Genomic DNA, 23,555 nt, shown 5'->3' on the forward strand with positions numbered 1-23,555 from the left:
GCCTGCCCACACGCCTACAGGAACAGGCTCAGCACGGCCGCGACCACGAACCCGGCGACCGACAGGACACTCTCCAGCACGGTCCACGTCCGCAGCGTGTCCCGTTCGCTGATGCCGAAGTACTTGGCGACCATCCAGAAGCCGCCGTCGTTGACGTGCGAGGCGAAGATGGAGCCCGCCGAGATGGCCATGATGACCAGGGCGACGAACGCCTGGGAGTGATCGCCCGCCGCCAGCAGCGGCGCCACGATGCCCGCCGTCGTCACGATGGCCACCGTCGCCGAGCCCTGGGCGACCCGCAGCACCAGGGAGATCAGATAGGAGAGGACGATCACCGGCAGGCCCACGTCGTTGAAGGTGTCGGAGAGCGCCTGGGCCACGCCGCTGGCGCTGAGGACGGCACCGAAGATGCCGCCCGCGCCGACCACCAGCAGGATGTTGCCGACCGGCTTCAGCGAGGCCGTCGAGACGGTCTCCAGGGACTTGCGGGACCAGCCGCGCCGGATGCCGAGCAGGTAGTAGGCGAGGAACAGGGCGATGGTCAGGGCCACGAACGGGTTGCCGAAGAACTCGACCACCGAGCGGAGCGTGGACGGGTCCAGGGCGATGGAGGAGAAGGTCGCGGCGAGGATCAGGACCAGCGGGGTGCCGATGATGCCGACGACCGTGCCGAGCGCGACGGGGCTCTCGTGCGGCGCGACGCCGGCCTTGCGCTGCTCGTCGACGACGGCCTGCCTGGCCTCCTCGGCGGCCTCGACCATGTCCTGCGGTACGGGCACGAAGATGCGGCGGCCGATCCAGGCGGAGAACGCCCAGGCGGCGAGCACGGCGGGGATGCCGCAGACGATGCCCATGAGGATGACCCAGCCGAGGTCGACGTGCAGCAGTCCGGCGGCGGCGACCGGGCCGGGGTGCGGCGGCAGGAAGGCGTGGGTCATGGACAGGCCCGCGAGCAGGGGCAGGCAGTAGAGCAGGATGGACTTGCCGGAGCGCTTGGCGGCGGCGTAGACGATGGGCGCGAGGACGAAGATGCCCACGTCGAAGAAGACCGGGATGCCGAAGATCAGGCCGGTGAGGCCCATGGCGAGCGGGGCGCGCTTCTCTCCGAAGAGGCCGAGCAGGCGGGAGGCCAGTACCTGGGCGCCGCCGCTGACTTCGAGGATCGCGCCGAGCATGGTGCCCAGGCCGATGATGATGGCGACATGGCCGAGGATGCCGCCCATGCCGGACTCGATGGTCGAGACGGCGTCCGACTTCTGGACGGTGCCGAAGAGTTCGGTGACCGACAGGCCGGCGAGCAGGCCGACGGCTATGGAGACGGCGAGCAGCGCGACGAAGGGCTGGAGCCGCACCTTGATGATCAGGAAGAGCAGCAGCGCGATGCCGATCGCGGCGACGGTCAGCAGACCCGCCGTGCCGTCGATCAGGGTGAGCAGGCCACCGGTGTGCGGTGGGGTCTCGGCGGCGACGAGCTGGGGGGATATGGGGGACATTCGGGGGTCCTCTGGGTGAACACACGGAGCTTTCGGGCAGGGCGGGGCGCGGCACGGCACCCCGGGGACGAGGAGCACCGCACCGTGCGACAGACAGACAGACAGAGGAACGAACAAGAAGTGGCTCAGCCGAGGACGGCCAGCGCGTCGATCTCGATGAGGAGTCCGGCGGGCAGCCCGACGTAGACGGTCGTGCGCGCGGCGGGCGGCTGGGTGAGGCCCTGCTCCTCGAAGTAGGCGTTGTAGATCGCGTTCATCTCGGCGAAGTGGTCCACGTCCGTGAGGTAGACGCGGATCATCATCACGTCGTCCCAGTCCGCGCCGCCCTCCTCCAGGATCGCCTTGACGTTGGCGAGGGTCTGGAGGGTCTGTTCGCGCAGGGTGGGGCCGGCCGGGGTGGGGGCCTTGCCCTCCTCGTGGGGGAGGAAGCCGACCTGGCCGGCGACCTGGAGGATGTTGCCCTTCTTCACGCCGTGCGAGAACTTCGCCGGCGGGACGGTGTGGGTCGCCGGGACGAGGGCGGTCTTGTCGGTCATACCGTGTCCTTCTCGGAGTGCTGCTCGGTGTGTTGCACGGGGGTCCTGCCGGAGTACTCGCCGCTGATGGCGTCCGCCGTACGGCGCACCAGCGGGAGCAGGGTGAGGAGTTCGTCGGCGGTGACGACGACGTTCGGCGCGGAGACCGACATCGCGGCGACCACCCGGCCGTCGGCGCCCCGGATGGGCGCGGCGACACAGTTGATGGACTCCTCGTGGCCACCGAGGTCGGTGGCCCAGCCCTGGTCGCGCACCTTGGCCAGCTCCTTGAGGAAGCCGTCGGCGTTCGGTGTCGAACGGGCCGTGTACATGGGGTAGTCGAGCTTCTCGGCCACGGCCCGGCGCTCGCTCTCGGGGAGGTCGGCGAGCAGCAGCTTGGCCACGGCCGCGACGGTGATGGCGACGGGCTTGCCGATCCGCGAGTACATGCGGACCGGGTAGCGGCTCTCGACCTTGTCGATGTAGAGGACCTCGCCCTCCTCGTGGACGGCGAGGTGGACGGTGTGTCCGACCTGCTCGTTGAGGCGTACGAGGTGGGGGTGGGCGATCTCGCGGACGTCGAGGTTCTCCATCGCCTCCTGGGCGAGGGAGATGAGCCGGGCGCCGAGGCGGTAGCGCTGGTCGGACTGGCGGTAGACGAAGCCGTGTTCGTGGAGCGTACGCAGCAGGCGCAGGGCCGTGGACTTGTGCACGCCCAGGCGCTCGGCGACCCTGCCGAGGTCGGCGGGGCCCTCGGCGAGCAGCGGCAGGATGCTGAGCGCGCGGTCGACGGTCTGGCTCATGGCGTACGTACCTCCTCGTCGGCCCGTTCGCCGGCCTGTGTCCAGCCGGGGCCGAGTCGCAGTCTCCCCCACGCGGTGTCGTCGAGGGCGGCGAGGCGGTCGGCGTGGTCGCGGGCGGGGGGTGTGGCGAGGTCGCCGGGGACGGTGAGGGCGGCGGCGGCCATGAGGTGGCCGTGGCGGAGGCGGTCGCGGACGGGCAGGCCGCGCAGGGTGGCGGAGAGGAACCCGGCGGCGAAGGCGTCGCCCGCGCCGACGGCGGCGACGACATCGACGGTGAGGGCGGGGACGAAGGTGGTGTCGGCGCCGTGGAAGGCGGTGGCGCCGGTCGCGCCCTGTTTGACGACGAGCAGTGCGGGCTCGGGCAGCGCGGCGCGCACGGCCTCGGGACCGTCGAGCCCCCAGGCCTCGTCCTCGCCGACGAAGACGATGTCGGCGCCGCGCGCCAGCTCCAGGAGCACCTCGGGGCCGTCGTCGGAGCCGCGCCACAGGCCGGGCCGGTGGTTGACGTCGAAGGAGACGAGGGGGCGGCCGGGGCGGCGGGCGGTGAGGTGGCGCATCAGGTCGAGGCAGTGGGCGGAGAGCGCGGGTGTGATGCCGGACAGGTGGAGGACGCGTCCGGAGCGGATCGCGTCGAGGTCCATGGTGCGGACCGACATCGCGGAGGCCGCCGAGCCGGCCCGGTAGTACGCCACCTCGTGCGCGTCGGTGGCCCGGTCCCCTGCGGTGCGGAAGTACACGCCGGTCGGGCGGTCGGCGTCGCGGCGTACGGCGCGGACATCGACTCCGTAGGCGCCGATCGCCTCGACGAGGTGGTCGCCGAAGCCGTCGGCGCCGACCCGGCCGGCCCAGCGCGCGGTGTGTCCGGCGGCGGCGAGCACGCAGGCCACGTTGGACTCGGCGCCGCCGATGCCCCGGTCGAAGGAGGGGACGTCGGCGAGGCGCCCGGGGCGCGAGGGCAGGAAGGTGACCATGGACTCGCCGAGCGCGACGACGTCCACGACGTCGGGAGCGGTGCTGGTGGGTCCGGTGGCGGTCACGATGGCGGGGGCTCCCTTGCGGCTCTCGCGGGCCCCGGTGGATCCGTTGACCCCGCGTTGGCCGAGATGTTAGACACCAGTAAGCGACATACGCAATGGTCGTTGCAGAGAATGCAACACCGCAACGCATGGAGGCTCCATGGCCCTCGACACCGGCACCGAAGCCCTCGCCCGTCTGGCCGAGGAGCACGTCGACCACCGTTTCAAGGGCCTCCCGCCGGACGCCGAAGGACTGACCGTCGCCGAGCTGGCCGGTCGCCGCCGCAACCTCTTCACCGGCGGTTTCACCACCCCCGTGCTGGCCCTGTCCGCCGAGCGCCTGGAGCACAACCTCGCGCTGATGGAGACGTACGCGGCCCGGCACGGCCTCGCCTTCGCGCCGCACGGCAAGACCTCCATGGCCCCGCAGCTCTTCCACCGCCAGATCGAGCACGGCGCCTGGGGCATCACCCTCGCCGTGCCGCACCAGGTGCGGGTCGCCCGCGCCTTCGGCATCCGGCGGATCTTCCTCGCCAACGAGCTGGTCGACGCCGCGGCCCTGCGCCGGATCGCGGCGGAACTGGACGCCGACCCGGACTTCCGCTTCGTCTGCTACGTCGACTCCGTGCGCGGCGTGGAGCTGATGGACGCGGCGCTGACCGGGGCGGGGGCCGCCCGTGCGGTGGATGTCGTGGTGGAGCTGGGCGCCGGTGAGGGCGCGCGGACCGGGGTGCGCACCGAGGCGGAGTGCGCGGCGGTCGCCGACGCGGTGGCCGGTGCGCGGACGCTGCGGCTGGCCGGGGTCGCCGGGTACGAGGGCGAGGTGCCGCGGGCCGACCCGGAGAGCGTGCGCGCCTGGCTGCGGCGGCTGGTGGCGCTGGCCGTCGGCTTCGACGGGGCCGGACGGTTCGACGGGCTGGAGGAGATCGTGCTGAGCGCGGGCGGCAGCGCCTGGTTCGACGCGGTGGCCGACGTGTTCGCCGAGGTCCCGGAACTGTCCAGGCCCGTTCTGAAGCTGCTGCGCTCGGGCGCCTACGTCTCCCACGACGACGGGCACTACCGGGAGATCACCCCCTTCAACCGCGTCCCCGAGGAGGGCGCCCTGGAGCCCGCGTTCCGGCTGTGGACCCAGGTCGTCTCCCGCCCCTCGCCCGAGCAGGCCTTCGCCAACGCAGGCAAGCGGGACGCGGCGTACGACCTCGACCTGCCCTTCGCCCAGGTGGTCCGCTCCGCGGACGGCGGCCCGGAGCGCCCGGCGACCGGCGTCACCGTGAGCGGCCTGTCCGACCAGCACGCCTGGCTGCGCACCGGCCCAGGCGCGGTTCTGGAGGTCGGCGACTGGGTGGGCCTGGGCCTCTCCCACCCGTGCACGTCCTTCGACAAGTGGCAGCTGATCCCGGTCGCGGAGGCGGACGGGACGGTCGTCGACTACATCCGCACGTTCTTCTGAGCGACTGCATCCATACGTTCGTCCGAGAAGCCTGGGAAAGGAAGCGGGACATGGAAGAGCTGGTCATCCGGGGCGCGACCGTGGTGGACGGCTCCGGCGCCGACTCCTGCCGCGCCGATGTCGTGGTCGACGGCGGCCGGATCGTCTCGATCGTCAAGGAGGCGGCGGCCACCCGCCGCCCCGGGGCACGCCGGGAACTGGACGCCGAGGGCCTGGTCCTGGCCCCGGGCTTCATCGACATGCACGCCCACAGCGACCTGGCGCTGCTGCGGGACCCCGACCACAGCGCCAAGGCCGCCCAGGGCGTCACCCTGGAGGTCATCGGCCAGGACGGGCTGTCGTACGCGCCGGTCGACGACCGCACCCTCGGCGAGGTGCGCCGCGCGATCGCCGGGTGGAACGGCTCGGGCGACGACATCGACTTCGACTGGCGTTCGGTCGGCGAGTACCTGGACCGCCTGGACCGGGGCATCGCGGTGAACGCCGCCTATCTGATCCCGCAGGGCACGGTGCGCGCGCTCGCGGTGGGCTGGGACGACCGGGAGGCGACCGGCGCCGAGCTGGCGCACATGCGGCGGCTGGTCGCCGAGGGCATGGAGCAGGGCGCGGCCGGCATGTCGTCGGGGCTGACGTACACGCCGGGGATGTATGCCAAGGACGCGGAGCTGACCGAGCTGTGCCGGGTGGTGGCCGAGTACGGCGGCTACTACTGCCCGCACCACCGCTCGTACGGGGCGGGGGCCCTTCAGGCCTACGAGGAGATGGTGGAGCTGACCCGGGAGGCGGACTGCCCGCTGCACCTGGCGCACGCCACGATGAACTTCGGCGTCAACAAGGGCAGGGCGCCCGAGCTGCTGACCCTGCTGGACGACGCGCTGGCCGCCGGGGCCGACATCACCCTCGACACCTACCCCTACACCCCCGGCTGCACGACCCTCGTGGCGCTGCTGCCGAGCTGGGCGAGCGAGGGCGGCCCCGAGCAGATCGTCAGGCGGCTGGCGGACGACGACACCGCCGAGCGGATCCGGCACCACCTGGAGGAGACCGGCTCCGACGGCTGCCACGGGGTGCCCGTGGAGTGGGAGACGATCGAGATCTCCGGCACGGGCGACCCGGCGCTCGCGCGGTACGTCGGCCGTACGGTCCTGGAGTCGGCGCGGCTGCACGGCGAGACCCCGTGGGCGGTCGCCCGGCACCTGCTGCTGGCCGACCGGCTGGCGCCGACCATCCTCCAGCACGTCGGCCACGAGGAGAACGTCCGCGCGATCATGCGGCACCGCGTCCACACCGGCGGCTCGGACGGCATCCTCCAGGGCGTCAAGCCGCACCCGCGCGCCTACGGCACCTTCCCGCACTATCTCGGCCACTACGTGCGCGAGCTGGGCGTGCTGTCGCTGGAGGAGTGCGTCGCCCACCTCACCTCGCGCCCGGCGGCCCGGCTGCGGCTGCCCGACCGGGGGCTGGTCCGCGAGGGGTACCGGGCCGACCTGGTGCTCCTCGACCCGGCGACGGTCGCGGCGGGCAGCACGTACGAGGAGCCGCGCAGGCTTCCGACGGGCATCCCGTACGTGCTGGTGGACGGGCGGTTCGTGATGGAGGACGGGCGGCGCACGGACGTACTGGCGGGGCGGTCGGTGCGCCGGGTACCCCGCTGACGGCGCCGACGGCCCGCCGGTCCCGGGGGCGGGCGGGCCGCCCGATCGGAGAAATACACCCAAATCCCTCGTCCCACGTGGCGGACGACACGGCCCATGAGACGTAATCGGGTCGTAAGCTCGCGGACATGCAGGTGATCCAGTCGACCAAGCTCGCCAACGTCTGTTACGAGATCCGGGGCCCGGTGCTCGAGGAGGCGATGCGGCTGGAAGCGGCCGGGCACCGCATCCTCAAGCTGAACACGGGCAACCCGGCCGCCTTCGGCTTCGAGTGCCCGCCCGAGATCCTCGAGGACATCCTCCGCAACGTCTCGACGGCGCACGGCTACGGCGACGCCAAGGGCCTGCTGGCCGCGCGCCGCGCGGTCGTCATGCACAACCAGACCCTCGGCATCGAGACGGACGTCGAGCACGTCTTCATCGGCAACGGCGTCTCCGAGCTGATCGTGATGGCGATGCAGGGTCTGCTGGACGACGGCGACGAGGTCCTCGTACCCGCGCCCGACTACCCCCTGTGGACGGCCGCCGTCGCGCTGTCCGGCGGCACGGCGGTGCACTACCGCTGCGACGAGCAGTCCGACTGGATGCCGGACCTCGCGGACGTGGAGCGGAAGATCACCGACCGCACCAAGGCGCTCGTCATCATCAACCCGAACAACCCGACGGGCGCGGTCTACGACGAGGCGATGCTGCGCGGGCTGACCGACATCGCCCGCCGGCACAACCTGCTGGTCTGCTCCGACGAGATCTACGACAAGATCCTGTACGACGAGGCCACGCACACCCCGACCGCAGCGGTCGCCCCGGACCTGCTCACCCTCACCTTCAACGGCATGTCGAAGGCGTACCGGGTGGCCGGCTACCGGGTCGGCTGGATGTCGATCTCGGGGCCGCGCGCGCACGCCGAGTCCTACATCGAGGGCCTGACGGTGCTGGCGAACATGCGGCTGTGCGCCAACATGCCGGGCCAGCACGGTGTGGTCGCGGCGCTCGGCGGGCGGCAGACCATCAACGAACTGGTGCTGCCGGGCGGGCGGCTGCGGGAGCAGCGCGACGCCGCCCACGAGGCGCTGACCAGCATCCCGGGCGTGACCTGCGTCAAGCCGAAGGGCGCGCTGTATCTCTTCCCGCGGCTCGACCCCAAGGTCTTCAAGATCAGGGACGACCGGCAGATGGTCCTCGACCTGCTGCGCGAGGAGAAGATCATGGTCGTGCAGGGCACCGGCTTCAACTGGCCGGAGCCCGACCACTTCCGGGTGGTGACCCTGCCCGCGGCCGGGGACCTGCGCGAAGCGGTGGGCCGGATCGGGAACTTCCTGGACGGATACGGGCAGCCCTGAGCCGGATTCCGAACTCCCTCAACTTTAGATTGAATCCAATGTAGGATGATTTCCTGAAGCAATCAGGAGGCCATCCCATGTACGAACCGATCCGCGCCAAGTCGGTCCACAGCACGATGGCCGGCACCACCTCGGACTTTCCCCACCGGTCCCGGGAGGAGGAGCTGGACATCCAGCTCGCGGGCCATCTCGCGGCGCTGCTCGCCGTCACCGACGAGCTGCGCGCGCTGACGCCCGCCGCCGACCTGGACACCGCGGCCGACCGGCTCGCCCAGCAGGTGACCCGGCTGCGCCGAGGACAGGAGCCGGCCCGCGTGCCGGTGACGCCCGCCCGTCCCGAGCCGCATCTGGCGGCCCTGCACCGGCGCGCGCACACGCTGGCGGGCCGTGCCCTGGTGGTGGCGGCCTCCCGCGCCGACACGGCGGCCGCCATCCTGACCGCCGAACGCATGGACGCGCACGCCGCGGCCCTGGAGCCGCGCGAACTCGCGTCCCGCTGAGCCCGTACCCGCCGGGCTCCGAGCCCTCGGGGCTCCCCCGCACGGCCCCGGTCCGCACGCACCCGCAGCGACGCGCGGACCGGGGCCACCCGCCCGGACGTCCGGCGGGTCAGCCGAAGATCACCGTCAGGACGACGAAGAGCACGATGATCGCGAGGAGGATGGCCCACACCGGCCAGTTCCCGCTCCCCTGCGGATCCTCCGGCCCCCCGCCACGCGGGCGGTCCTCATCGAGCGGCGAGTCGTCGGGCCGGTCGCGTCGGTAGAAGTCACCGCCGTCTGCCATGGCGCATCCCTCCATCCCTGCTCCTGACCTCGCGGGTACCGCGTGCGGAGCGGGGCATTCACCCGGCCGGGGGCGGAGCGAAGCACGCCGAGGGGCCGGGTCCGTCGCACGCCCTTGTGCGGGGACCCGGCCCCAGCGGGGTATCCCTCGTGCTCCGGGGTACTGCGAGCTACTGGAGCGGAGGGAGACCCCCTCGCGGCCGGCCTTCGTGACGACTTCGCGGGTCAGGGCTAGCCGGACCGGCCGCGGAGCTTGGTGGTGACGGGGTGCGGGTCAGCCCAGGCGCCGCACCAGGGCCCGGTACTGGTCCCACAGCTCGGTGGGGGTGTGGTCGCCGAAGGTGTTCAGGTGGTCGGGGACGAGCGCCGCCTCCTCGCGCCACACCTCCTTGTCGACGCCGAGCAGGAAGTCCAGGTCGGTGTCGGCCAGTTCGAGGCCGTCGGTGTCCAGGGACTCCTTGGTCGGCAGCACGCCGATCGGGGTCTCGACGCCGTCCGCGCTGCCCTCCAGGCGCTCCACGATCCACTTCAGGACGCGGCCGTTCTCGCCGAAGCCGGGCCAGACGAACCTGCCCTCGTCGTCCTTGCGGAACCAGTTGACGTAGTAGATCTTGGGCAGCTTGGACTGGTCCTTGTCCTTGGCCACGTCGATCCAGTGCCCCATGTAGTCGCCCATGTTGTAGCCGCAGAACGGCAGCATGGCGAACGGGTCGCGGCGCAGTTCGCCGACCTTGCCCTCGGCGGCGGCGGTCTTCTCGGAGGCGACGTTGGCGCCGAGGAAGACGCCGTGGTTCCAGTCGAAGGACTCGGTGACCAGCGGTACGGCGGTGGCGCGGCGTCCGCCGAAGAGGATGGCGGAGATCGGCACGCCCTTGGGGTCCTCCCACTCCGGCGCGATGATCGGGCACTGCGCGGCGGGCGTGGTGAAGCGGGCGTTGGGGTGGGCGGCGGGGGTGGCGGACTCCGGGGTCCAGTCGTTGCCCTTCCAGTCCGTGAGGTGGGCCGGAGTCTCCTCGGTCATGCCCTCCCACCACACGTCGCCGTCGTCGGTGAGGGCGACGTTGGTGAAGACGGAGTTGCCCCACAGGGTCTTCATCGCGTTGGCGTTGGTGTCCTCACCGGTGCCGGGCGCGACACCGAAGAAGCCGGCCTCGGGGTTGATGGCGTACAGACGGCCGTCCTCGCCGAAGCGCATCCAGGCGATGTCGTCGCCGATCGTCTCCACGGTCCAGCCGGAGACCGTGGGCTCCAGCATGGCGAGGTTGGTCTTGCCGCAGGCGGACGGGAAGGCTGCGGTGACGTACTTGGGTTCTCCGGTGGGCGGGGTCAGCTTCAGCACCAGCATGTGCTCGGCGAGCCAGCCCTCGTCGCGGGCCATGACGGAGGCGATGCGCAGGGCGTAGCACTTCTTGCCGAGCAGGGCGTTGCCGCCGTAGCCGGAGCCGTAGGACCAGATCTCGCGGTCCTCGGGGAAGTGCGAGATGTACTTGGTGCTGTTGCAGGGCCAGGGGACGTCCTCCTGGCCCTCGACCAGCGGGGCGCCGAGGGTGTGCACGGCCTTGACGAAGAATCCCTCGTCGCCGAGTTCGTCCAGGACCGGCTGTCCCATGCGGGTCATGGTGCGCATGGAGGCGGCGACATACCCGGAGTCGGTGATCTCGACGCCGAGCGCGGACAGGGGCGAGCCGAGGGGGCCCATGCAGAAGGGCACGACGTACATGGTCCGGCCGCGCATGGAGCCGCGGAACAGGCCGCCCTCGCCGCCCGTGCCCCGGAAGATCTCCCGCATCTCGGCGGGATCTTTCCAGTTGTTGGTCGGGCCGGCGTCCTCCTCCTCGGCGGAGCAGATGAAGGTCCGGTCCTCCACGCGTGCCACGTCGGAGGGGTCCGAGGCCGCGTAGTAGGAGTTGGGGCGCTTGATCGGGTCGAGTTTGCGGAAGGTGCCCTTCGCCACGAGCCCCTCGCACAGGCGCTCGTACTCGGCCTCGGATCCGTCACACCAGACCACTTCGTCCGGCTGGGTCAGTTCGGCGATCTCGTTCACCCACGAGATCAGTTCCTGATGGTTGGTGGGGACGGGGGGAGCCGCGATGTCGCGCGCCACGATTGCTCCTAAGTGAGGGATTTTTTGTTGGAGGCCCCGTGGGGGCTGCGACCCGGATGCGTGACGTTGACCTCATGGGCGCTCATCCGGTATCGACCGCACTCATTTGATCATCCGACGTCGGCGCCCATCTGTCCAGAGGGCATCACAACTGAGCGGCGTGAGGATCGCCACGCGTCCACACCCCCGCGAGGAGCGCCGGGTGCCCCGTGAGACGATGGCCACTCGCCGACCGGCATCCGCCCCTACTGATACGTAACTTACGGAACCGTAGGTACGATGGGCTCATGACTGCGTCCGCTCATGACGCGCCCAGGGACACGACGGCCCCCGGCCCCGGCCCCGTGGCGCTCTCCCTGCCGCATCCGGTCAAGCCGAAGCTGCGGGGCTGGCTGCACCTCGGCATGTTCCCCGCCGTCCTCGTCGCGGGCCTGCTGCTCACCGCGCTCGCCGGGACGACTCAGGCACGCGTCGCCTGCGGGATCTACGTCCTGACGGCCTGCCTGCTGTTCGGCGTCAGCGCGCTCTACCACCGGGGCAACTGGAGCCCCCGCATGGACGGGGTACTGCGCCGCCTCGACCACGCCAACATCTTCCTGATCATCGCGGGCACCTACACGCCGCTCACGATGCTGCTGCTGCCGGGCGCCAAGGGCCAGTGGCTGCTGTGGGGCATCTGGGCGGCCGCGGCGGCCGGCATACTCTTCCGCGTCTTCTGGGTCGGCGCCCCGCGCTGGCTCTACACCCCCTGCTACCTGGCCATGGGCTGGGCGGCCGTCTTCTACCTCCCCGACTTCATGCGGGCCGGCGGCATCACCGTCCTCGTCCTGGTGGTCGTCGGCGGCCTGCTCTACAGCGCGGGCGGCGTGATCTACGGCCTCAAGCGACCCAACCCGTCACCGCGCTGGTTCGGCTTCCACGAGGTCTTCCACTCCTTGACCCTGGCCGCCTTCATCACGCACTACGTGGGGATCTCGCTGGTCGCCTACTAGGGAGCGCGGGGGCGGGAAAAGGCCCAGGCCACATCCCGTCCCCGTGGCATCCTGGCCGGGTGAAGGGTCCCGAGATCCACGTCGAGTTCGCCCCCGAGCTGCATCTGTTCGTCGCGCGCGCCCGGCCCACCGGTGCCACCAGCGCCGCCGTCGACGGCGTCTCCACCCTCGGCCACGTCGTCGAGTCCCTCGGCGTCCCGCTGACCGAGGTCGGCACGCTCCTCGTGGACGGCCGCGAGGTCCCGCCCGGACACATCCCGGCCGGCGGCGAGTCGGTGAGCGTACGGGCCGTCGAGCGCCCCCAGCGGGTGCCGGGCGCTCCCCTGCGCTTCCTGCTCGACGTGCACCTCGGCACCCTCGCCCGGCGCCTGCGGCTGCTCGGCGTGGACGCGGCGTACGAGTCGACGGACCTCGGCGACCCGGCGCTCGCCGCGCTGTCGGCGGCCGAGAAGAGGGTCATGCTCACCCGCGACCGCGGTCTGCTGCGCCGCCGCGAGCTGTGGTCCGGCGCCTACGTCCACAGCACCCGCCCCGACGAGCAGCTGCGGGAGATCCTGGACCGGTTCCGGCCCGAGCTGCGCCCGTGGCGCCGGTGCACCGCCTGCAACGGGCTGCTGGAGGAGGCCACCAAGGAAGAGGTGGCGGACCAGCTCAAGGCCGGGACCGAGCGCTCGTACGACGTGTTCGCGAAGTGCGGGACGTGCGGACGCGCGTACTGGCGGGGCGCGCACCACGGCCAGTTGGAGGCCATCGTGGAGCGCGCCCTCAGCGAGTTCGGCGGGCACCGCTAGCGGCGCGGCGGCGCCGGTCCCCGCCCGGCCGAGGGGGCCTCGGCGGGGCCGCACCGGACGCGGGAGCGTCGCCGACGGTGACCCGAAGGCGGTGGTGCCCCGGCCGCTCAGCCGCCCAGCGCGGTGCGCAGCCGATCCGGGTCGGTCGTCGGGGCGTCGCAGGTGAAGTTCCGGCAGACGTACGCGGCCGGCCCCCCGGCCACCAGCGGCCGGTCGGCGAGCAGGGGGAACTCGTCGCTTCCCTCGGTGCCGAAGGCCACGACCGCGCCGGGCGCCGTCCCGAGAAGCGCCGTGCGGTGCAGCCCCCGTGCGGCGCCGTCCGTCGGCTCGGGTCCGACGACGGCGACCTCGCGGGGACCGTCGAGCAGCGCCTCGGCGGTCGCGAGCCCCCAGCCGACGAAGCGCGGGACCCGCGGGCCGAGTGCCTTCACCACGCCGAGAGCGCGCTCGGCGGCGGTGCGGTGCGCAGCGGAGCCGGTGTGGGCGGCGTAGGAGAGCAGGGCGCCCGCGGCGGCGGACCAGCCCGACGGGGTGGCGTTGTCGGTCGGGTCCTGCGGGCGGCGGATCAGTCGCTCGGCGTCGGCCGCGGTGTCGTACAGCGCGCCGGAGCCGTCGGTGAAGCGGGTGAGGACGTGGTCGAGGAGCAGCCCGGCGAAGTCCAGCCAGACGCCCTCCCCGGTGACCGACGCCAGGGCGAGGAAGCCCTCCGCCACGTCGGCGTAGTCCTCCAGCACCCCGGTGTTCGCGCCGGCCCGGCCGTCCTTGCTGGTGCGGGTGAGCCGGGCCTGTTCGTCGAGGTGCAGCCGGACCAGCAGGTCGGCGGCGGCGACGGCGGCCTCCACCAGGTCGGGGCGCTCGAAGTAGGCGCCCGTCTCGGCCAGGGCGGCGATCGCGAGCCCGTTCCAGGCGGCGACCGCCTTGTCGTCCCGGCCAGGGGCGGGACGCGCGTCCCGCGCGGACAGCAGCCGCTCCCTGATGGAGGCGATCCGCCCGGCGTCGAACACGCCGTCCTGCTGCGGCAGTTGCAGTACGGAGGCGCCGTGCTCGAAGGTGCCCTGCTCGGTCACGCCGAAGTACCGCGCGGCCAGTTCCGCGTCGTCGGCCCCGAGGACCTCGGTGAGCTGCGCGGGCGTCCACACGTAGTACGCGCCCTCGGCGTGGTTCCCCAGGCCGTCGTCGCTGTCGGCGTCCAGCGCGGAGGCGAAGCCGCCCTCGGCGGTGCGCAGTTCCCGCACCATGAAGTCGGCGGTCTCCAGCGCGACCCGGCGGGCGAGGTCGGAGCCGGTGGCGCGCCAGAGGTGGGCGTAGACGCGGCACAGCAGGGCGTTGTCGTACAGCATCTTCTCGAAGTGGGGCACGACCCACTCGCGGTCCACGGAGTACCGGGCGAAGCCGCCGCCGAGCTGGTCGTAGATTCCCCCGCGTGCCATCCGCTCGCAGGTGTCCCGCGCCATCTGCAGCGCGCCCTCGGCGCCGGTGCGGGCGTGGTGGCGCAGCAGGAACTCGACCACCATGGAGGGCGGGAACTTCGGCGCGCCGCCGAATCCGCCCCACCGGGCGTCGTACTCCCGGGTCAGCCCGAGCAGCGCCTGCCCGAGCTGCTCCTCGCCGGGCGCCAGCGCGTCGCCGTAGGAGATCTCGCGCCCGGCGAGGTCCCGCACGATCTTCCCGGCGACCTCGGTGACCTCGTCCCGCCGTTCCGCCCAGGCCTGCCCGACACCCTGGAGAACCTGCCGGAAGGACGGCATGCCGTGCCGGGGCTCGGGCGGGAAGTAGGTGCCGAAGTAGAAGGGCTCCGCGTCCGGCGTGAGAAACACGGTCATGGGCCAGCCACCCTGCCCGGTCGCCGCCTGCACCGCCTCCATGTAGACGGCGTCGACGTTCGGGCCGCTCCTCACGGTCGACCTTGACGCTCACGAAGTGCGAGTTGAGGAACTCGGCGGTGGGTCCGTCCTCGAAGGACTCGCGTGCCATGACGTGGCACCAGTGGCACGCCGAGTAACCGACCGACAGCAGAACGGGCACATCACGCCGTTTCGCCTCCTCGAACGCCTCGGGTCCCCACGGCCACCAGTCGACCGGATTGTCGGCATGCTGAAGCAGATAAGGCGAGGTCACACCAGCCAGCCGGTTCATGAAAGTCAGCCTCTCACACCACAAGCTCCCAGCCAGGAAGCCCTCACCTCCTCCCCCGCGCGGTCAGCGCCTGCTCCGCTCCCCAGGGGAAGAGAGCGATATGGCGCGCTCTCGGGGATAAAGTCTGGGCGGGTCCGCGGAGCCACTGAGGCGTGGGGCGACCCGCACGGCCGCCCTCAGCCGCTCCGATCACCCGAAGGCCCCGCCGGCGCGGGGAGAAGGGAGCCGGGAATCTCGGTATATCCGGCCCATCCCTGCGGTTGTGTGGGAACAGGGACGGGCAGCGTATCGCTAGCGCCTCACGAGGTGCAGGCCCCGTGTGGGGGTGTAGGCGATAGGCCCTCTCGGCCCGCTGAGACATCGACCTCGGGGATCGAGAACGATCACAGCCCTGTTCCGTAGCGGCGGCCTGTCGGAGAAGGGCGGCCACTCGGAGACCGGCGAGAGGTGCGCGAGCCAACTGGTCGGAATTTCACTGGTGTTGAGAAGCAACTCACGCTGCTGAGCCCGGTGGGCGTCAAGGGACTCCTGGTCGTGCTGAGCACTGTGATCGTCGAGGTCGGCGGCCAGTTCACCGGCCGGGTCATAGCTGTAGAACGGTTTCCTGCCACCGGGGTTCCGGCAGAAGAGGACGACCACCGCCGTGCCGGGTTCCCTCAGACGCGACCGTGCGGATAGTGCGCCGGTGCTGCGATCGCCCTTGCCATGCGCCCCGCCGCTCTTCAGGGCTTCGACTCCCGTCGGCTCTCCGTCGAGGCCGTAGGGGTACAGGGCGCGGGCGTGGGCGGTGTTGTCATGGTCGCTGAGATCATCGAGCCACTGTTCCCAGGTTGCTCTGAGCAAGGAGCCGATGGGTGTCCGAGGGAAGGGTGCCGGGCTGTAGGCCCTCTCGATCAGAGAGGCGCCGTCTCGCGTGGCGTCGAAGCAGGCGGCTCCGTGCTGTCGTTCCGGGTTCCGCTCGCCGGCGCAGGACGCGCAGGTGGACGGGGCGGTGACGAGGTCGTTGAGGAGGTACCAGGACATCGTCAACGCATAGGGGGCGTACACGTGCGCGTCCAAGTTGCCCGGACTGTTCTCGGTGGGAGGGCTCACGAGGGGCAGGCCGTCCGGGGCGGGCAGGTGGAGGACGGTCATGCGCGCCTCGCGCAAGGGGGCCGGACGACCGGCCTGGTTAGGGGCGTGGCGGTGCAGACGCCCCCGGCGTTGGATGAGCAGGTCGACGGGGGCCAGGTCGGTGTAGAGGCGGTCGAAGTCCAGGTCCAGGGACTGTTCCAATACCTGCGTAGCGATGACGAGGAGGCGCTCCGGCCGGGCGGGGTTGCGCTGGGTGCGGTCTTCTCCCGGCCCCAGGACCTCCCGCAGCCGCATCTCCAGGGGGAGACGGTCGCGTGGCAGTAACTTCCCGTGCAAGAGGACCACTTCCTCGGGTCGCCAACCGCGCTTCCTGGCCCGCTCACATACCTCGAAGTAGAGGTCGTGGGCCGAGTCGACCCGATTGCGGATCACTGCGGTGCACCCTCCGTCGGCGGCCTCGCGGAGGATGAGGTCGGCCAGCGCTGCCGTGCCGGGGTCACGGACGAGGTCCAGGCGGGTGTGCTGCGGAGCGGGTGCCTCGTCCGGTCGCACGCCGGTGACCCGGCCCCCTCGGTCGATCAGAGTGACGGGACCCTCGGCCCGGAGTGGACGCGGCTGGGCACGATGGCCGCGGCACCAGGCGTCGGCTACGGCCTGCCGGGTGCCGCTCGGAAGGGTGGCCGAAAGCACCACCACCGAGGCTCCGGCATCCGCGAGCCAGCTGACAACGGCCTCCAGCAGCCGTTCCTGGAACAGCTCGTATGCATGGGCCTCGTCGATGATCACCGTTTTGTTGGCGAGGCCGAAGAGCCGGAGGAACCAGTGTTCTGACGCCTGGGCGGCCAGGATCACCTGATCCACGGTGCCGATGCCGAACGTGGAGATCACGCCACGACACCTACGGAGGTACCAGGGGTCGAGGACGGGCCGACCGGGCAGCTTGGGATCGTCCGCGGAAGACAGGGTGTCCTCAATGAACGGCAGGCAATCGGCCGCACGTTCATGGCCAGATCTCCGCTTCCCGGCGTCGAGCAGCCGATGGACGGCCGGGGAGGCTTCCGCCGTGCTGTGGACAATCGCCAAGTTGGCGTCCGTAGGGGTGCCGAAGGCTCGGGTGAGGAAGGAGATGTACTCGGCGGCTGCCTGATCGGTCCCTGCTCGGGTGGGCATTGCCGCGTACAGCCCGTGGTAGCCGTTGACGCGAGCGAGATGGTGGGCGTACCAGAGGGCGAGGCTTGTCTTCCCCGCCCCGGTGGAGCCTTCGACGAAGACCAGCGCGGGGCCGTCGATGGGCGCGGCTCTCATGGCAGCGGCCTGGAACGGGCGGGGGAGGGGTGCCTCGGGGAAGAGTTCTGCCCACTTGGGTGGCTCGGGCGCCCAGGAGTGCAGGCGCAGCTTGCGAAGAGCGGCTTCCGCCTGCCCTTGCGAAGCTTTCCACCACTGCTCGACGGTCTGAGTGAGAAGCCGGTAGTGGAAAAGGGTCTCGTCAGAGGCGATCCAGTCGGCCATCACGACCAGACCCGCGAACAGCGGGAGTGTCACAGGGCGTTCGAGGGAGGTGCGCTCGGGCAGACGTTCCAGGTCGACCCCGAACAGGCGGGCGAGGGTCTCGATCATGTGCCGGTAGTACGGGTCCCAGTCGTCCGGCCGGGCCGCACGGGCTGCCCGGTGAACGGTCTCGAGGTGGGGAATGTGGCCGTGGTGGCCGCCCAATAGCAGCGCCATGCGGTGGAGACCGCGGCCACGGCGCGCCTCACCCTCCCCTCCGCAGTGTCGGCAGGTACAGCCGAGCAGGCGCGGCAGGTGATGGGCTGTGACGTGCTCGTGCCCCGCCCAGGGAGCGAATCCCGATTCCTCCGGCACAGGCAATCCTGCCGAACGCGCCTGTGTGCGCCACGTCCTTCCAGCCTGTCGCATCCGTGAGCGGACCCAGCGCCCTCTGCCGAACTGGTGGAGGAAGCCGACGGACGCCTTGCCCAGGTCGTGCAAGGCGGCGTAGAACATGGCGTTCCTCCGCGCCACCGCTTCGTCCCCGGCGCCAAGAGCCTCGACGAGACGGTCCCGTACCGGCTGGGCAAGATAGTTGTCCCACAACTCGCCCGTGACAGCGCCCACATCGAGCATGTGGGCGAGCAGCGGATTCCAACTCCCCTCACCACGGCGGTCACTGACCCCGCGCTGGTCCGTCTTGCCCCAGATGAGTATCCACCCGAGACCGATTCTCCGGGAATCTCTCATCCGATCACCCCGCCACTGCTAGCGTTCGGCACATGCGATCCAGTCAACCCACAACGATATACCGAGGTTCAGGCGATGCCTCGAATCCGGTATGGCGGTGGGATCCACGCACGCAAGCGTGCCAGCCGGCACTGACAGTGGACGAAGTCTCCGGCAAGACTGCTGTCCGGCTGATGAACCTGGTGGATCTCCTGCGCAACGCGGACCGGGTCCTCGCGCTCTCGGGCTCGACCGCGGGAGAAGATGTCGCCGTCTTCGAGTACCTGATGGCGATCCTCTATTCGTCGGATCACGTCCCCGCCTCGCCCGAGGAGTGGCGCCGCTGGGTCGAGGGCCAGGAGTCGCTGAGTCCGGCGGCCGACTGGCTGGCTGGTGAGCCGGACGACCGATGGGACCTCTTCCATCCGGAGCAGCCGTTGGGACAGAACGCGGAACTCGCACCCTTCCTCGACGGGCACGGGGTGGGGCATGCCCAGGTCGTCATCGAACGGGCGGGCGACTACAACCAGTTCTTCGACAAGTCCCATCTGTACGACCCCGAACCGATGCGACCGGACGTCGCGTTCAGGGCGATGCTCGCCCAGCACGCCTACGGTCTCGGCGGCAGGGCGATGGCCAAAGCGGACTGGCTGGGGCCGCAGTTGACCTACCAGGCCGTCGGGCGGCTGGGTTCCCGTATCCGGGTGATCGCGATGGGGCCGACGCTCGGCGACACGCTACGGCTGAACCTCGTTCCCGGCAGGGACCGGCAGCCGACCTTCAACTACTCCTGGACGGACGGGCGGCGCCGTCGGCGCACCTTCCGTTCCGGGAAGGAGCCGCGCCTCCCCGACGGCCGGGCGGACCTGCACTCCTTCCTCGGACGGTCGATCCTGTTGCGACCCGTTCTCGTCGACGGCCGGTTGATGGTCGACCGGGTGCTGATGGCCGCCGGGGAGCTGCTCGCCCCGCTACCCTCTGCATACTTGCAGGACGCCGTGCTGACGCGGTCCGGGAACTACGAAGGGCCGCTGCGCCCGAGCTTGGACCGGGCCGTCTGGCAAGAGGCTCACGCGCTGTACGCGGCGGCCGCGGACCGGACCAAGGGCGCGGACCTGTACGACCGCCTCGCCGAACTGCCCGACAGGACGGTGGGCCTGTGGGCAGTGGGACTCGTCTCTCGCAAGTCAGCTGCCGTCAGGTGGGTGTTGGACTCGTTCCCGTACACGTCCGGTTTGCGGGTCGACCTGAAGTGGGCGGCCGACGAAGGATCGGCGATGTGCGAGTACGCGGCGAAGGCGCTGTGGTCGGCGGCGGTGACCGCCCGTGAGGCGGCGTATCCGAATGCCAAACCGGCGGACCGAAAGCCGCAGACTGCCCGGTTCAACGGATCGCGGGAGATGTGGGCCGGGGCCGCCGCTCCCTTCCACGCACTACTCGACTCGGTGAACGCGAACCAACGACCCGACGCCGGGCCGTTGGAAGCGTTCGGACGGGAGATCCGGACGGCCATGCGGAACGCCCTACAGTCCCGCCTGGCCTCGCTGCCGCCTGGTGAGCGTGGGATGAGGGCGCGGATCCAGGCCGAGAGGCGGCTCACGCAGATGCTGAAGGCCGAGAAGTGCCCCGCCTACCTCAAGGGGAATCCCGATGACTGATCCACAGTTGCCTCCGGAACTGCAGGCCCTGATCGCGGAGAGTGTCGACGACGTGGCTGCGTCGTCCAAGCACACGGCCACTCATGAGCGCCCCCGGTCCGAGCAGCTCAGCCGCTACCTGTGCCGCCTGGTGTGGGCGCACGACACCGGTGCACTCGCCGACCTGAGGCGGCCCGAAGCCCTGACCGAGCCGAGGCTGATCGCTGCGAACTTCGCCCCGGTGGAGGAGCAGCGGCCTGCCTACGAATACGTGGCGTTCCTCTTCGCGCGCTTCCATGCCGGCCGGAGCAGAGCGCTTTCCGGCTCAGGGTCGATGGGCCGCGCGCTCCGCCGTATCGGCAGTCCGGGCGGATGGGGCCCCAAGGACCCCGGGGCCACCCGGCTCCTCGACCGGTTGGTGGCCTCGCACGAACTCCCCCTGCGGCACCTGCAGCACGCGATCGAGCGCGCCCGCGCCTGCGACGCGACACCCCCGTCCTGGGCGCGGCTGGCGGACGACCTCACGAAGTGGCGGTCGCCCGGCGGATCGGTCGCCTACAACTGGGCCCGCGACTTCTACACCCCCGTTTTCCCTTCGAAGAGGAGCGACTGACGACGTGACGATCATCCGCAGCAACGCCGTGTACGAACAGCTCGGTTGCCACCAGTTCCTCTCCCTCCACGCGCTCGAAAGCCTGGTGGCAGTGCTGCCGGTCCGCGACGAGAACGGGATGGCGAAGATCATCCCGTTCGGTGGCGAGACACGAAACCTGATCACGTCGCAGGCACGACGACGGGCGGAACGGATGCTCGGCCGTGACCGTGCGAACGCGGGCGAGGGGGCGCTGGCCGGCTACACGATGGGGATGCGCACCCGCGAGTGGGCACTTCTCGCCACCGAGGCTCTCTGCGCCCTGGGCTGGGAGCGGGCCGAGGCCCTCCCGACCGCCAAGGCCGTTCTGGAAGGCGTGGGACTCAACTTCGGGGACAAGGAACGCACCCGCGACCTGACCAAGGTGCTGGTCTTCGCTCCCGAGGACGCCGGAGAGAAGCTGGCCGCTTCTATCGACGCCAAGCGCGATGTCGTGGCCGGGTGGATCAAGGAATTCGAAATGGCACGTGAGGCGGCGAAGAGCAACTCCCGGGGCAGGAAGCGAGCGGCTGCGGAACCCGAGTCGGCGGCCAATGGCGAGGGGGGCGCGGGCGAGTCGCGCATCCCTCCCCTGCCGAGGGATGTACGTGCCGGGGTACTCACGGCGCTCGCGCCCAGGGACGCCATCGACATCGCGTTGTACGGGCGCTTCCTCGCCGAGATCGCGGACTCACCCAATGTGGACGGCGCTGTGATGACCGGACCCGCTTTCACCGTGCACAGGGCCAACCAGATCGACGACTTCTACAGCGCCGCGGACGATGCCAAGGTCCGGCGCAAGGCGAACGCCCTGGACTTCCTGGACGCGGCGGACGACGCAGGCGCAGGGATGACCGGCTACCAGTCCCTGATCTCGGGGACGTTCTACCGACACGCGGCGCTGGACCGGGTGCAGCTGCGGAACAATCTGGCGGCCGGCGGGATGCCACCTGAGGAAGTGGACAAGGCCGCCTGCGCGGCGGAGCGCCAGTTCGTCGAGGCATTTGTTGACGCCATGCCCCACGCAAAGAAGAACACCACCGCTTCCACGGGCTCCTTGCCCAAGCTGGTCCTGGCCTTCGAGGGGGCGCGTCCGTTCAACTACTCCGCTGCCTTCGAATCGCCGATCGACGAGCGGGCGAGTGGAGGAGTCGCTCTTGCGGCCGCCCGCAGGCTCCTCGCGCAGCACCGTCTGGTCACCCGTAAGCGCTCTGACATCGGCGGGGGGCGCGTCCTCACCTACGACCTGGACATCCAAGAGCTGCTGACCGAACTCGCGGGCCAGGAAGGGGCGCTCGTCGCCACCGAGGCGGGTTCCGTCGAGGAAATGACCGCCCCGTGAGCCCGTACGTACTCCTGGCCCGATTGGCCGGTCCTCTCCAGTCCTGGGGGCTGAGCTCGCGGTTCGACCAGCGGGACACACACCTCAGACCCACCAAGTCAGGCTTCATCGGGCTGCTCGCCGCCGCCGCGGGGTTCAGCCGGGAGGATCCGATCACGCCGCTCGACGAACTCCGGTTCGCAGTGCGTGCCGACCGGCCCGGTACCCCAGTGGAGGACTACCACACCGTCGGCGGTGGACGGTATCCCCTTCGCCCTCGTGACCTGATCACCGACCACCGGCTGAACCGAACGACGGCTCCCCTCTTCGACAACGTGCCCGGCCGGGCGTTCGGCGTCATGCCCGGCCCCTCCGTCGGCGGCTGGTACGGGGCGCCCAAGGGCATCGCCCCCGATCCGAACAGTGGCCAGCTCCTCGCCCGGACGGGGCACCGCAACCCGATCATCACCAACCGCTCCTACCTCGCGGATGCCCAGTTCGTCGCGGCGGTCGAGCATGAGGACAAGCAGATGCTGGACGAGTTGGCCGTGGCTCTGGAACAGCCTCGGCGCTTCCTGTGGCTCGGACGGAAATCCTGCCCGCCCGCAGGAGAGATCTCCGGTGGGGTACACCCCGGATGCATCGAGGAGGTCCTCGCTGCCGCCCACCTGCTCCCGCAGGCCACCTCCGAACAGCCGTGGACCTGGGTCGAGGTGGCGCCCGGCACCACTGGCGCCTCAAGGATCAACGACCAGCCGGTCAGTTTCCACCCCACCCACCGCAGCTACGCGCCCCGCTGGGAACGACGCGTGTACATCGAACCGGGCCAGTCCATTGGATGGGAGCACCTGCTATGACCACGGCCTCCACTGCCATCGCACGCTTCGTGGCCTGTCACAGCGTCCTCCACCTCGACGCCCGCCATGTTCTGGCGCAGAAAGCCGTTCTCGACCCGCACATCATGCATCGCCTGGTGATGTCGGGTTTCAACGGGTGGATCACGCCGAATGAGCCTGACCCGCGGGCCCAGATGGGCATCCTGCATGTCTGGACATTGGACCTGAAAAACAACAGGCTGGTCCTGATCGTGCAGTCCCGCGTCCAGCCGGACTGGTCGTTCGTTCCCCAAGCGGCTCTGACCGACGGCATCACCACCCTGCCGGTCGACATGACGGTCCGTACCGGAGAGGCGTACGCCTTCCGGATCGTGGTGAACCCCACGCGCCAGCGTGGCACGCGCGAGGACGACCGCGCACCGCGTAAACGGCTGTCCGACACGACCCCCGGTCATGTCCGACGGTGGTTTGCCGATCGCCTCCAGGCCGAGGGCGAGCAACGTGTGGGTCCCCTCGGTGTCCGTCGCATCGGGGCACACGGGGTGACAGACTCCATGGCCGTGCGCATGCTGCCCAAGCTGAGCCTGACAGCCAAGCACCAGGGTGCCAGGATCGGCCGCGCGGAGCTGAAGGGGGAGCTGACCGTCACCGACCCCGAGGCATTCGCCGACGCCCTCGCCAACGGAGTCGGCCGGGCCCGCTCCTACGGTGCGGGACTGCTTCTGGTTCGTTCCCCGGACAGTGTCTGACCGAGCAGGG

At 70.7% G+C, this 23,555-nt stretch carries 18 protein-coding genes and 1 pseudogene; 11 read left to right on the plus strand and 8 right to left on the minus strand.

Features of this window, described 5'->3' with window-relative positions; translation table 11 throughout:
* Positions 1–14: 14 nt before the first annotated feature.
* The 4 genes from AC4IHM_RS11485 to AC4IHM_RS11500 all read right to left on the minus strand — a co-directional run bounded on the left by AC4IHM_RS11485 (position 15) and on the right by AC4IHM_RS11500 (position 3,848).
* Positions 15–1,493: a GntP family permease gene (locus AC4IHM_RS11485; protein ID WP_490866971.1), complete on the minus strand. Its 1,479-nt coding sequence runs from the start codon at positions 1,491–1,493 to the stop codon at positions 15–17.
* 125 nt (positions 1,494–1,618) lie between these two features.
* On the minus strand, positions 1,619–2,029 hold the full coding sequence (locus AC4IHM_RS11490; RefSeq protein WP_490866972.1) for a RidA family protein: 411 nt from the start codon (positions 2,027–2,029) through the stop codon (positions 1,619–1,621).
* Complete coding sequence (locus AC4IHM_RS11495; RefSeq protein ID WP_490866973.1) at positions 2,026–2,811, minus strand: IclR family transcriptional regulator; 786 nt, start codon at positions 2,809–2,811, stop codon at positions 2,026–2,028. Before AC4IHM_RS11495 ends, AC4IHM_RS11490 begins: the two co-directional genes overlap by 4 nt.
* The gene (locus tag AC4IHM_RS11500; RefSeq protein ID WP_490866974.1) at positions 2,808–3,848 is read right to left on the minus strand and encodes a sugar kinase; all 1,041 of its coding nucleotides are present in this window, start codon (positions 3,846–3,848) and stop codon (positions 2,808–2,810) included. The genes AC4IHM_RS11495 and AC4IHM_RS11500 overlap by 4 nt, the downstream gene beginning before the upstream one ends.
* Positions 3,849–3,987: 139 nt before the next feature.
* Between AC4IHM_RS11500 and AC4IHM_RS11505 the strand changes: the two genes are divergently transcribed.
* The 4 genes from AC4IHM_RS11505 to AC4IHM_RS11520 all read left to right on the plus strand — a co-directional run bounded on the left by AC4IHM_RS11505 (position 3,988) and on the right by AC4IHM_RS11520 (position 8,772).
* Positions 3,988–5,277 (plus strand): amino acid deaminase, encoded by a 1,290-nt coding sequence (locus AC4IHM_RS11505; RefSeq protein ID WP_490866975.1) that lies wholly within the window; start codon positions 3,988–3,990, stop codon positions 5,275–5,277.
* A 50-nt stretch (positions 5,278–5,327) separates the two neighbouring features.
* On the plus strand, positions 5,328–6,932 hold the full coding sequence (locus AC4IHM_RS11510) for an N-acyl-D-amino-acid deacylase family protein (RefSeq protein ID WP_490866976.1): 1,605 nt from the start codon (positions 5,328–5,330) through the stop codon (positions 6,930–6,932).
* A gap of 128 nt (positions 6,933–7,060) precedes the next feature.
* On the plus strand, positions 7,061–8,272 hold the full coding sequence (locus tag AC4IHM_RS11515; RefSeq protein ID WP_490866977.1) for a pyridoxal phosphate-dependent aminotransferase: 1,212 nt from the start codon (positions 7,061–7,063) through the stop codon (positions 8,270–8,272).
* A 77-nt stretch (positions 8,273–8,349) separates the two neighbouring features.
* The gene (locus AC4IHM_RS11520) at positions 8,350–8,772 is read left to right on the plus strand and encodes an SCO4983 family protein (protein ID WP_490866978.1); all 423 of its coding nucleotides are present in this window, start codon (positions 8,350–8,352) and stop codon (positions 8,770–8,772) included.
* Positions 8,773–8,881: 109 nt separating this feature from the next.
* On the opposite strand, the gene AC4IHM_RS11525 is transcribed toward AC4IHM_RS11520, so the two are convergent.
* Together AC4IHM_RS11525 and AC4IHM_RS11530 are read right to left on the minus strand one after the other, a co-directional pair.
* Positions 8,882–9,058 (minus strand): hypothetical protein, encoded by a 177-nt coding sequence (locus AC4IHM_RS11525; RefSeq protein ID WP_490866979.1) that lies wholly within the window; start codon positions 9,056–9,058, stop codon positions 8,882–8,884.
* Positions 9,059–9,331: 273 nt separating this feature from the next.
* Positions 9,332–11,161 carry a phosphoenolpyruvate carboxykinase (GTP) gene (locus AC4IHM_RS11530; protein ID WP_490866980.1) on the minus strand — a complete coding sequence of 610 codons (1,830 nt, stop codon included), beginning with the start codon at positions 11,159–11,161 and terminating at the stop codon, positions 9,332–9,334.
* A gap of 287 nt (positions 11,162–11,448) precedes the next feature.
* Between AC4IHM_RS11530 and trhA the strand changes: the two genes are divergently transcribed.
* Positions 11,449–12,153, plus strand: coding sequence for a PAQR family membrane homeostasis protein TrhA (gene trhA, locus AC4IHM_RS11535; RefSeq protein ID WP_490866981.1), 705 nt, complete (start codon positions 11,449–11,451; stop codon positions 12,151–12,153).
* A gap of 59 nt (positions 12,154–12,212) precedes the next feature.
* On the plus strand, positions 12,213–12,944 hold the full coding sequence (locus AC4IHM_RS11540) for a Mut7-C RNAse domain-containing protein (protein WP_490866982.1): 732 nt from the start codon (positions 12,213–12,215) through the stop codon (positions 12,942–12,944).
* Between the two features lie 107 nt (positions 12,945–13,051).
* Here AC4IHM_RS11540 and AC4IHM_RS11545 read toward each other — a convergent pair.
* Both AC4IHM_RS11545 and cas3 read right to left on the minus strand, forming a co-directional pair.
* Positions 13,052–15,080, minus strand: a pseudogene (locus AC4IHM_RS11545) (thioredoxin domain-containing protein).
* Between the two features lie 291 nt (positions 15,081–15,371).
* Positions 15,372–18,392 carry a CRISPR-associated helicase Cas3' gene (gene cas3 / locus AC4IHM_RS11550; RefSeq protein WP_490866983.1) on the minus strand — a complete coding sequence of 1,007 codons (3,021 nt, stop codon included), beginning with the start codon at positions 18,390–18,392 and terminating at the stop codon, positions 15,372–15,374.
* A 137-nt stretch (positions 18,393–18,529) separates the two neighbouring features.
* On the opposite strand from cas3, the gene AC4IHM_RS11555 reads away from it, so the two are divergent.
* Genes AC4IHM_RS11555 through cas6e form a run of 5 tightly spaced genes read left to right on the plus strand, consistent with a single transcriptional unit; the run spans position 18,530 to position 23,545 of the window.
* Positions 18,530–20,029, plus strand: coding sequence for a type I-E CRISPR-associated protein Cse1/CasA (locus tag AC4IHM_RS11555; RefSeq protein ID WP_490866984.1), 1,500 nt, complete (start codon positions 18,530–18,532; stop codon positions 20,027–20,029).
* Positions 20,022–20,621, plus strand: a complete 600-nt coding sequence (gene casB / locus AC4IHM_RS11560) for a type I-E CRISPR-associated protein Cse2/CasB (RefSeq protein WP_490866985.1) — start codon at positions 20,022–20,024, stop codon at positions 20,619–20,621. Before AC4IHM_RS11555 ends, casB begins: the two co-directional genes overlap by 8 nt.
* A gap of 4 nt (positions 20,622–20,625) precedes the next feature.
* Entirely contained in the window at positions 20,626–21,981 is a 1,356-nt protein-coding gene (locus AC4IHM_RS11565) for a type I-E CRISPR-associated protein Cas7/Cse4/CasC (RefSeq protein WP_490866986.1), read from the plus strand.
* Positions 21,978–22,817, plus strand: coding sequence for a type I-E CRISPR-associated protein Cas5/CasD (cas5e, locus tag AC4IHM_RS11570; RefSeq protein WP_490866987.1), 840 nt, complete (start codon positions 21,978–21,980; stop codon positions 22,815–22,817). The genes AC4IHM_RS11565 and cas5e overlap by 4 nt, the downstream gene beginning before the upstream one ends.
* The gene (cas6e, locus tag AC4IHM_RS11575) at positions 22,814–23,545 is read left to right on the plus strand and encodes a type I-E CRISPR-associated protein Cas6/Cse3/CasE (RefSeq protein ID WP_490866988.1); all 732 of its coding nucleotides are present in this window, start codon (positions 22,814–22,816) and stop codon (positions 23,543–23,545) included. The genes cas5e and cas6e overlap by 4 nt, the downstream gene beginning before the upstream one ends.
* The last annotated feature ends 10 nt before the right edge of the window (positions 23,546–23,555 follow it).

This window comes from Streptomyces sp. SL06 (genome assembly GCF_058244745.1).

What these genes read in the sequence shown, in the direction of transcription:
- AC4IHM_RS11485 (WP_490866971.1), bottom strand. Translation starts at nt 1,493, where the DNA reads ATGTCCCCCATATCCCCCCAGCTCGTCGCCGCCGAGACCCCACCGCAC.
- AC4IHM_RS11490 (WP_490866972.1), bottom strand. Translation starts at nt 2,029, where the DNA reads ATGACCGACAAGACCGCCCTCGTCCCGGCGACCCACACCGTCCCGCCG.
- AC4IHM_RS11495 (WP_490866973.1), bottom strand. Translation starts at nt 2,811, where the DNA reads ATGAGCCAGACCGTCGACCGCGCGCTCAGCATCCTGCCGCTGCTCGCC.
- AC4IHM_RS11505 (WP_490866975.1), top strand. Translation starts at nt 3,988, where the DNA reads ATGGCCCTCGACACCGGCACCGAAGCCCTCGCCCGTCTGGCCGAGGAG.
- AC4IHM_RS11510 (WP_490866976.1), top strand. Translation starts at nt 5,328, where the DNA reads ATGGAAGAGCTGGTCATCCGGGGCGCGACCGTGGTGGACGGCTCCGGC.
- AC4IHM_RS11515 (WP_490866977.1), top strand. Translation starts at nt 7,061, where the DNA reads ATGCAGGTGATCCAGTCGACCAAGCTCGCCAACGTCTGTTACGAGATC.
- AC4IHM_RS11520 (WP_490866978.1), top strand. Translation starts at nt 8,350, where the DNA reads ATGTACGAACCGATCCGCGCCAAGTCGGTCCACAGCACGATGGCCGGC.
- AC4IHM_RS11525 (WP_490866979.1), bottom strand. Translation starts at nt 9,058, where the DNA reads ATGGCAGACGGCGGTGACTTCTACCGACGCGACCGGCCCGACGACTCG.
- trhA (WP_490866981.1), top strand. Translation starts at nt 11,449, where the DNA reads ATGACTGCGTCCGCTCATGACGCGCCCAGGGACACGACGGCCCCCGGC.
- cas3 (WP_490866983.1), bottom strand. Translation starts at nt 18,392, where the DNA reads ATGAGAGATTCCCGGAGAATCGGTCTCGGGTGGATACTCATCTGGGGC.
- casB (WP_490866985.1), top strand. Translation starts at nt 20,022, where the DNA reads ATGACTGATCCACAGTTGCCTCCGGAACTGCAGGCCCTGATCGCGGAG.
- cas6e (WP_490866988.1), top strand. Translation starts at nt 22,814, where the DNA reads ATGACCACGGCCTCCACTGCCATCGCACGCTTCGTGGCCTGTCACAGC.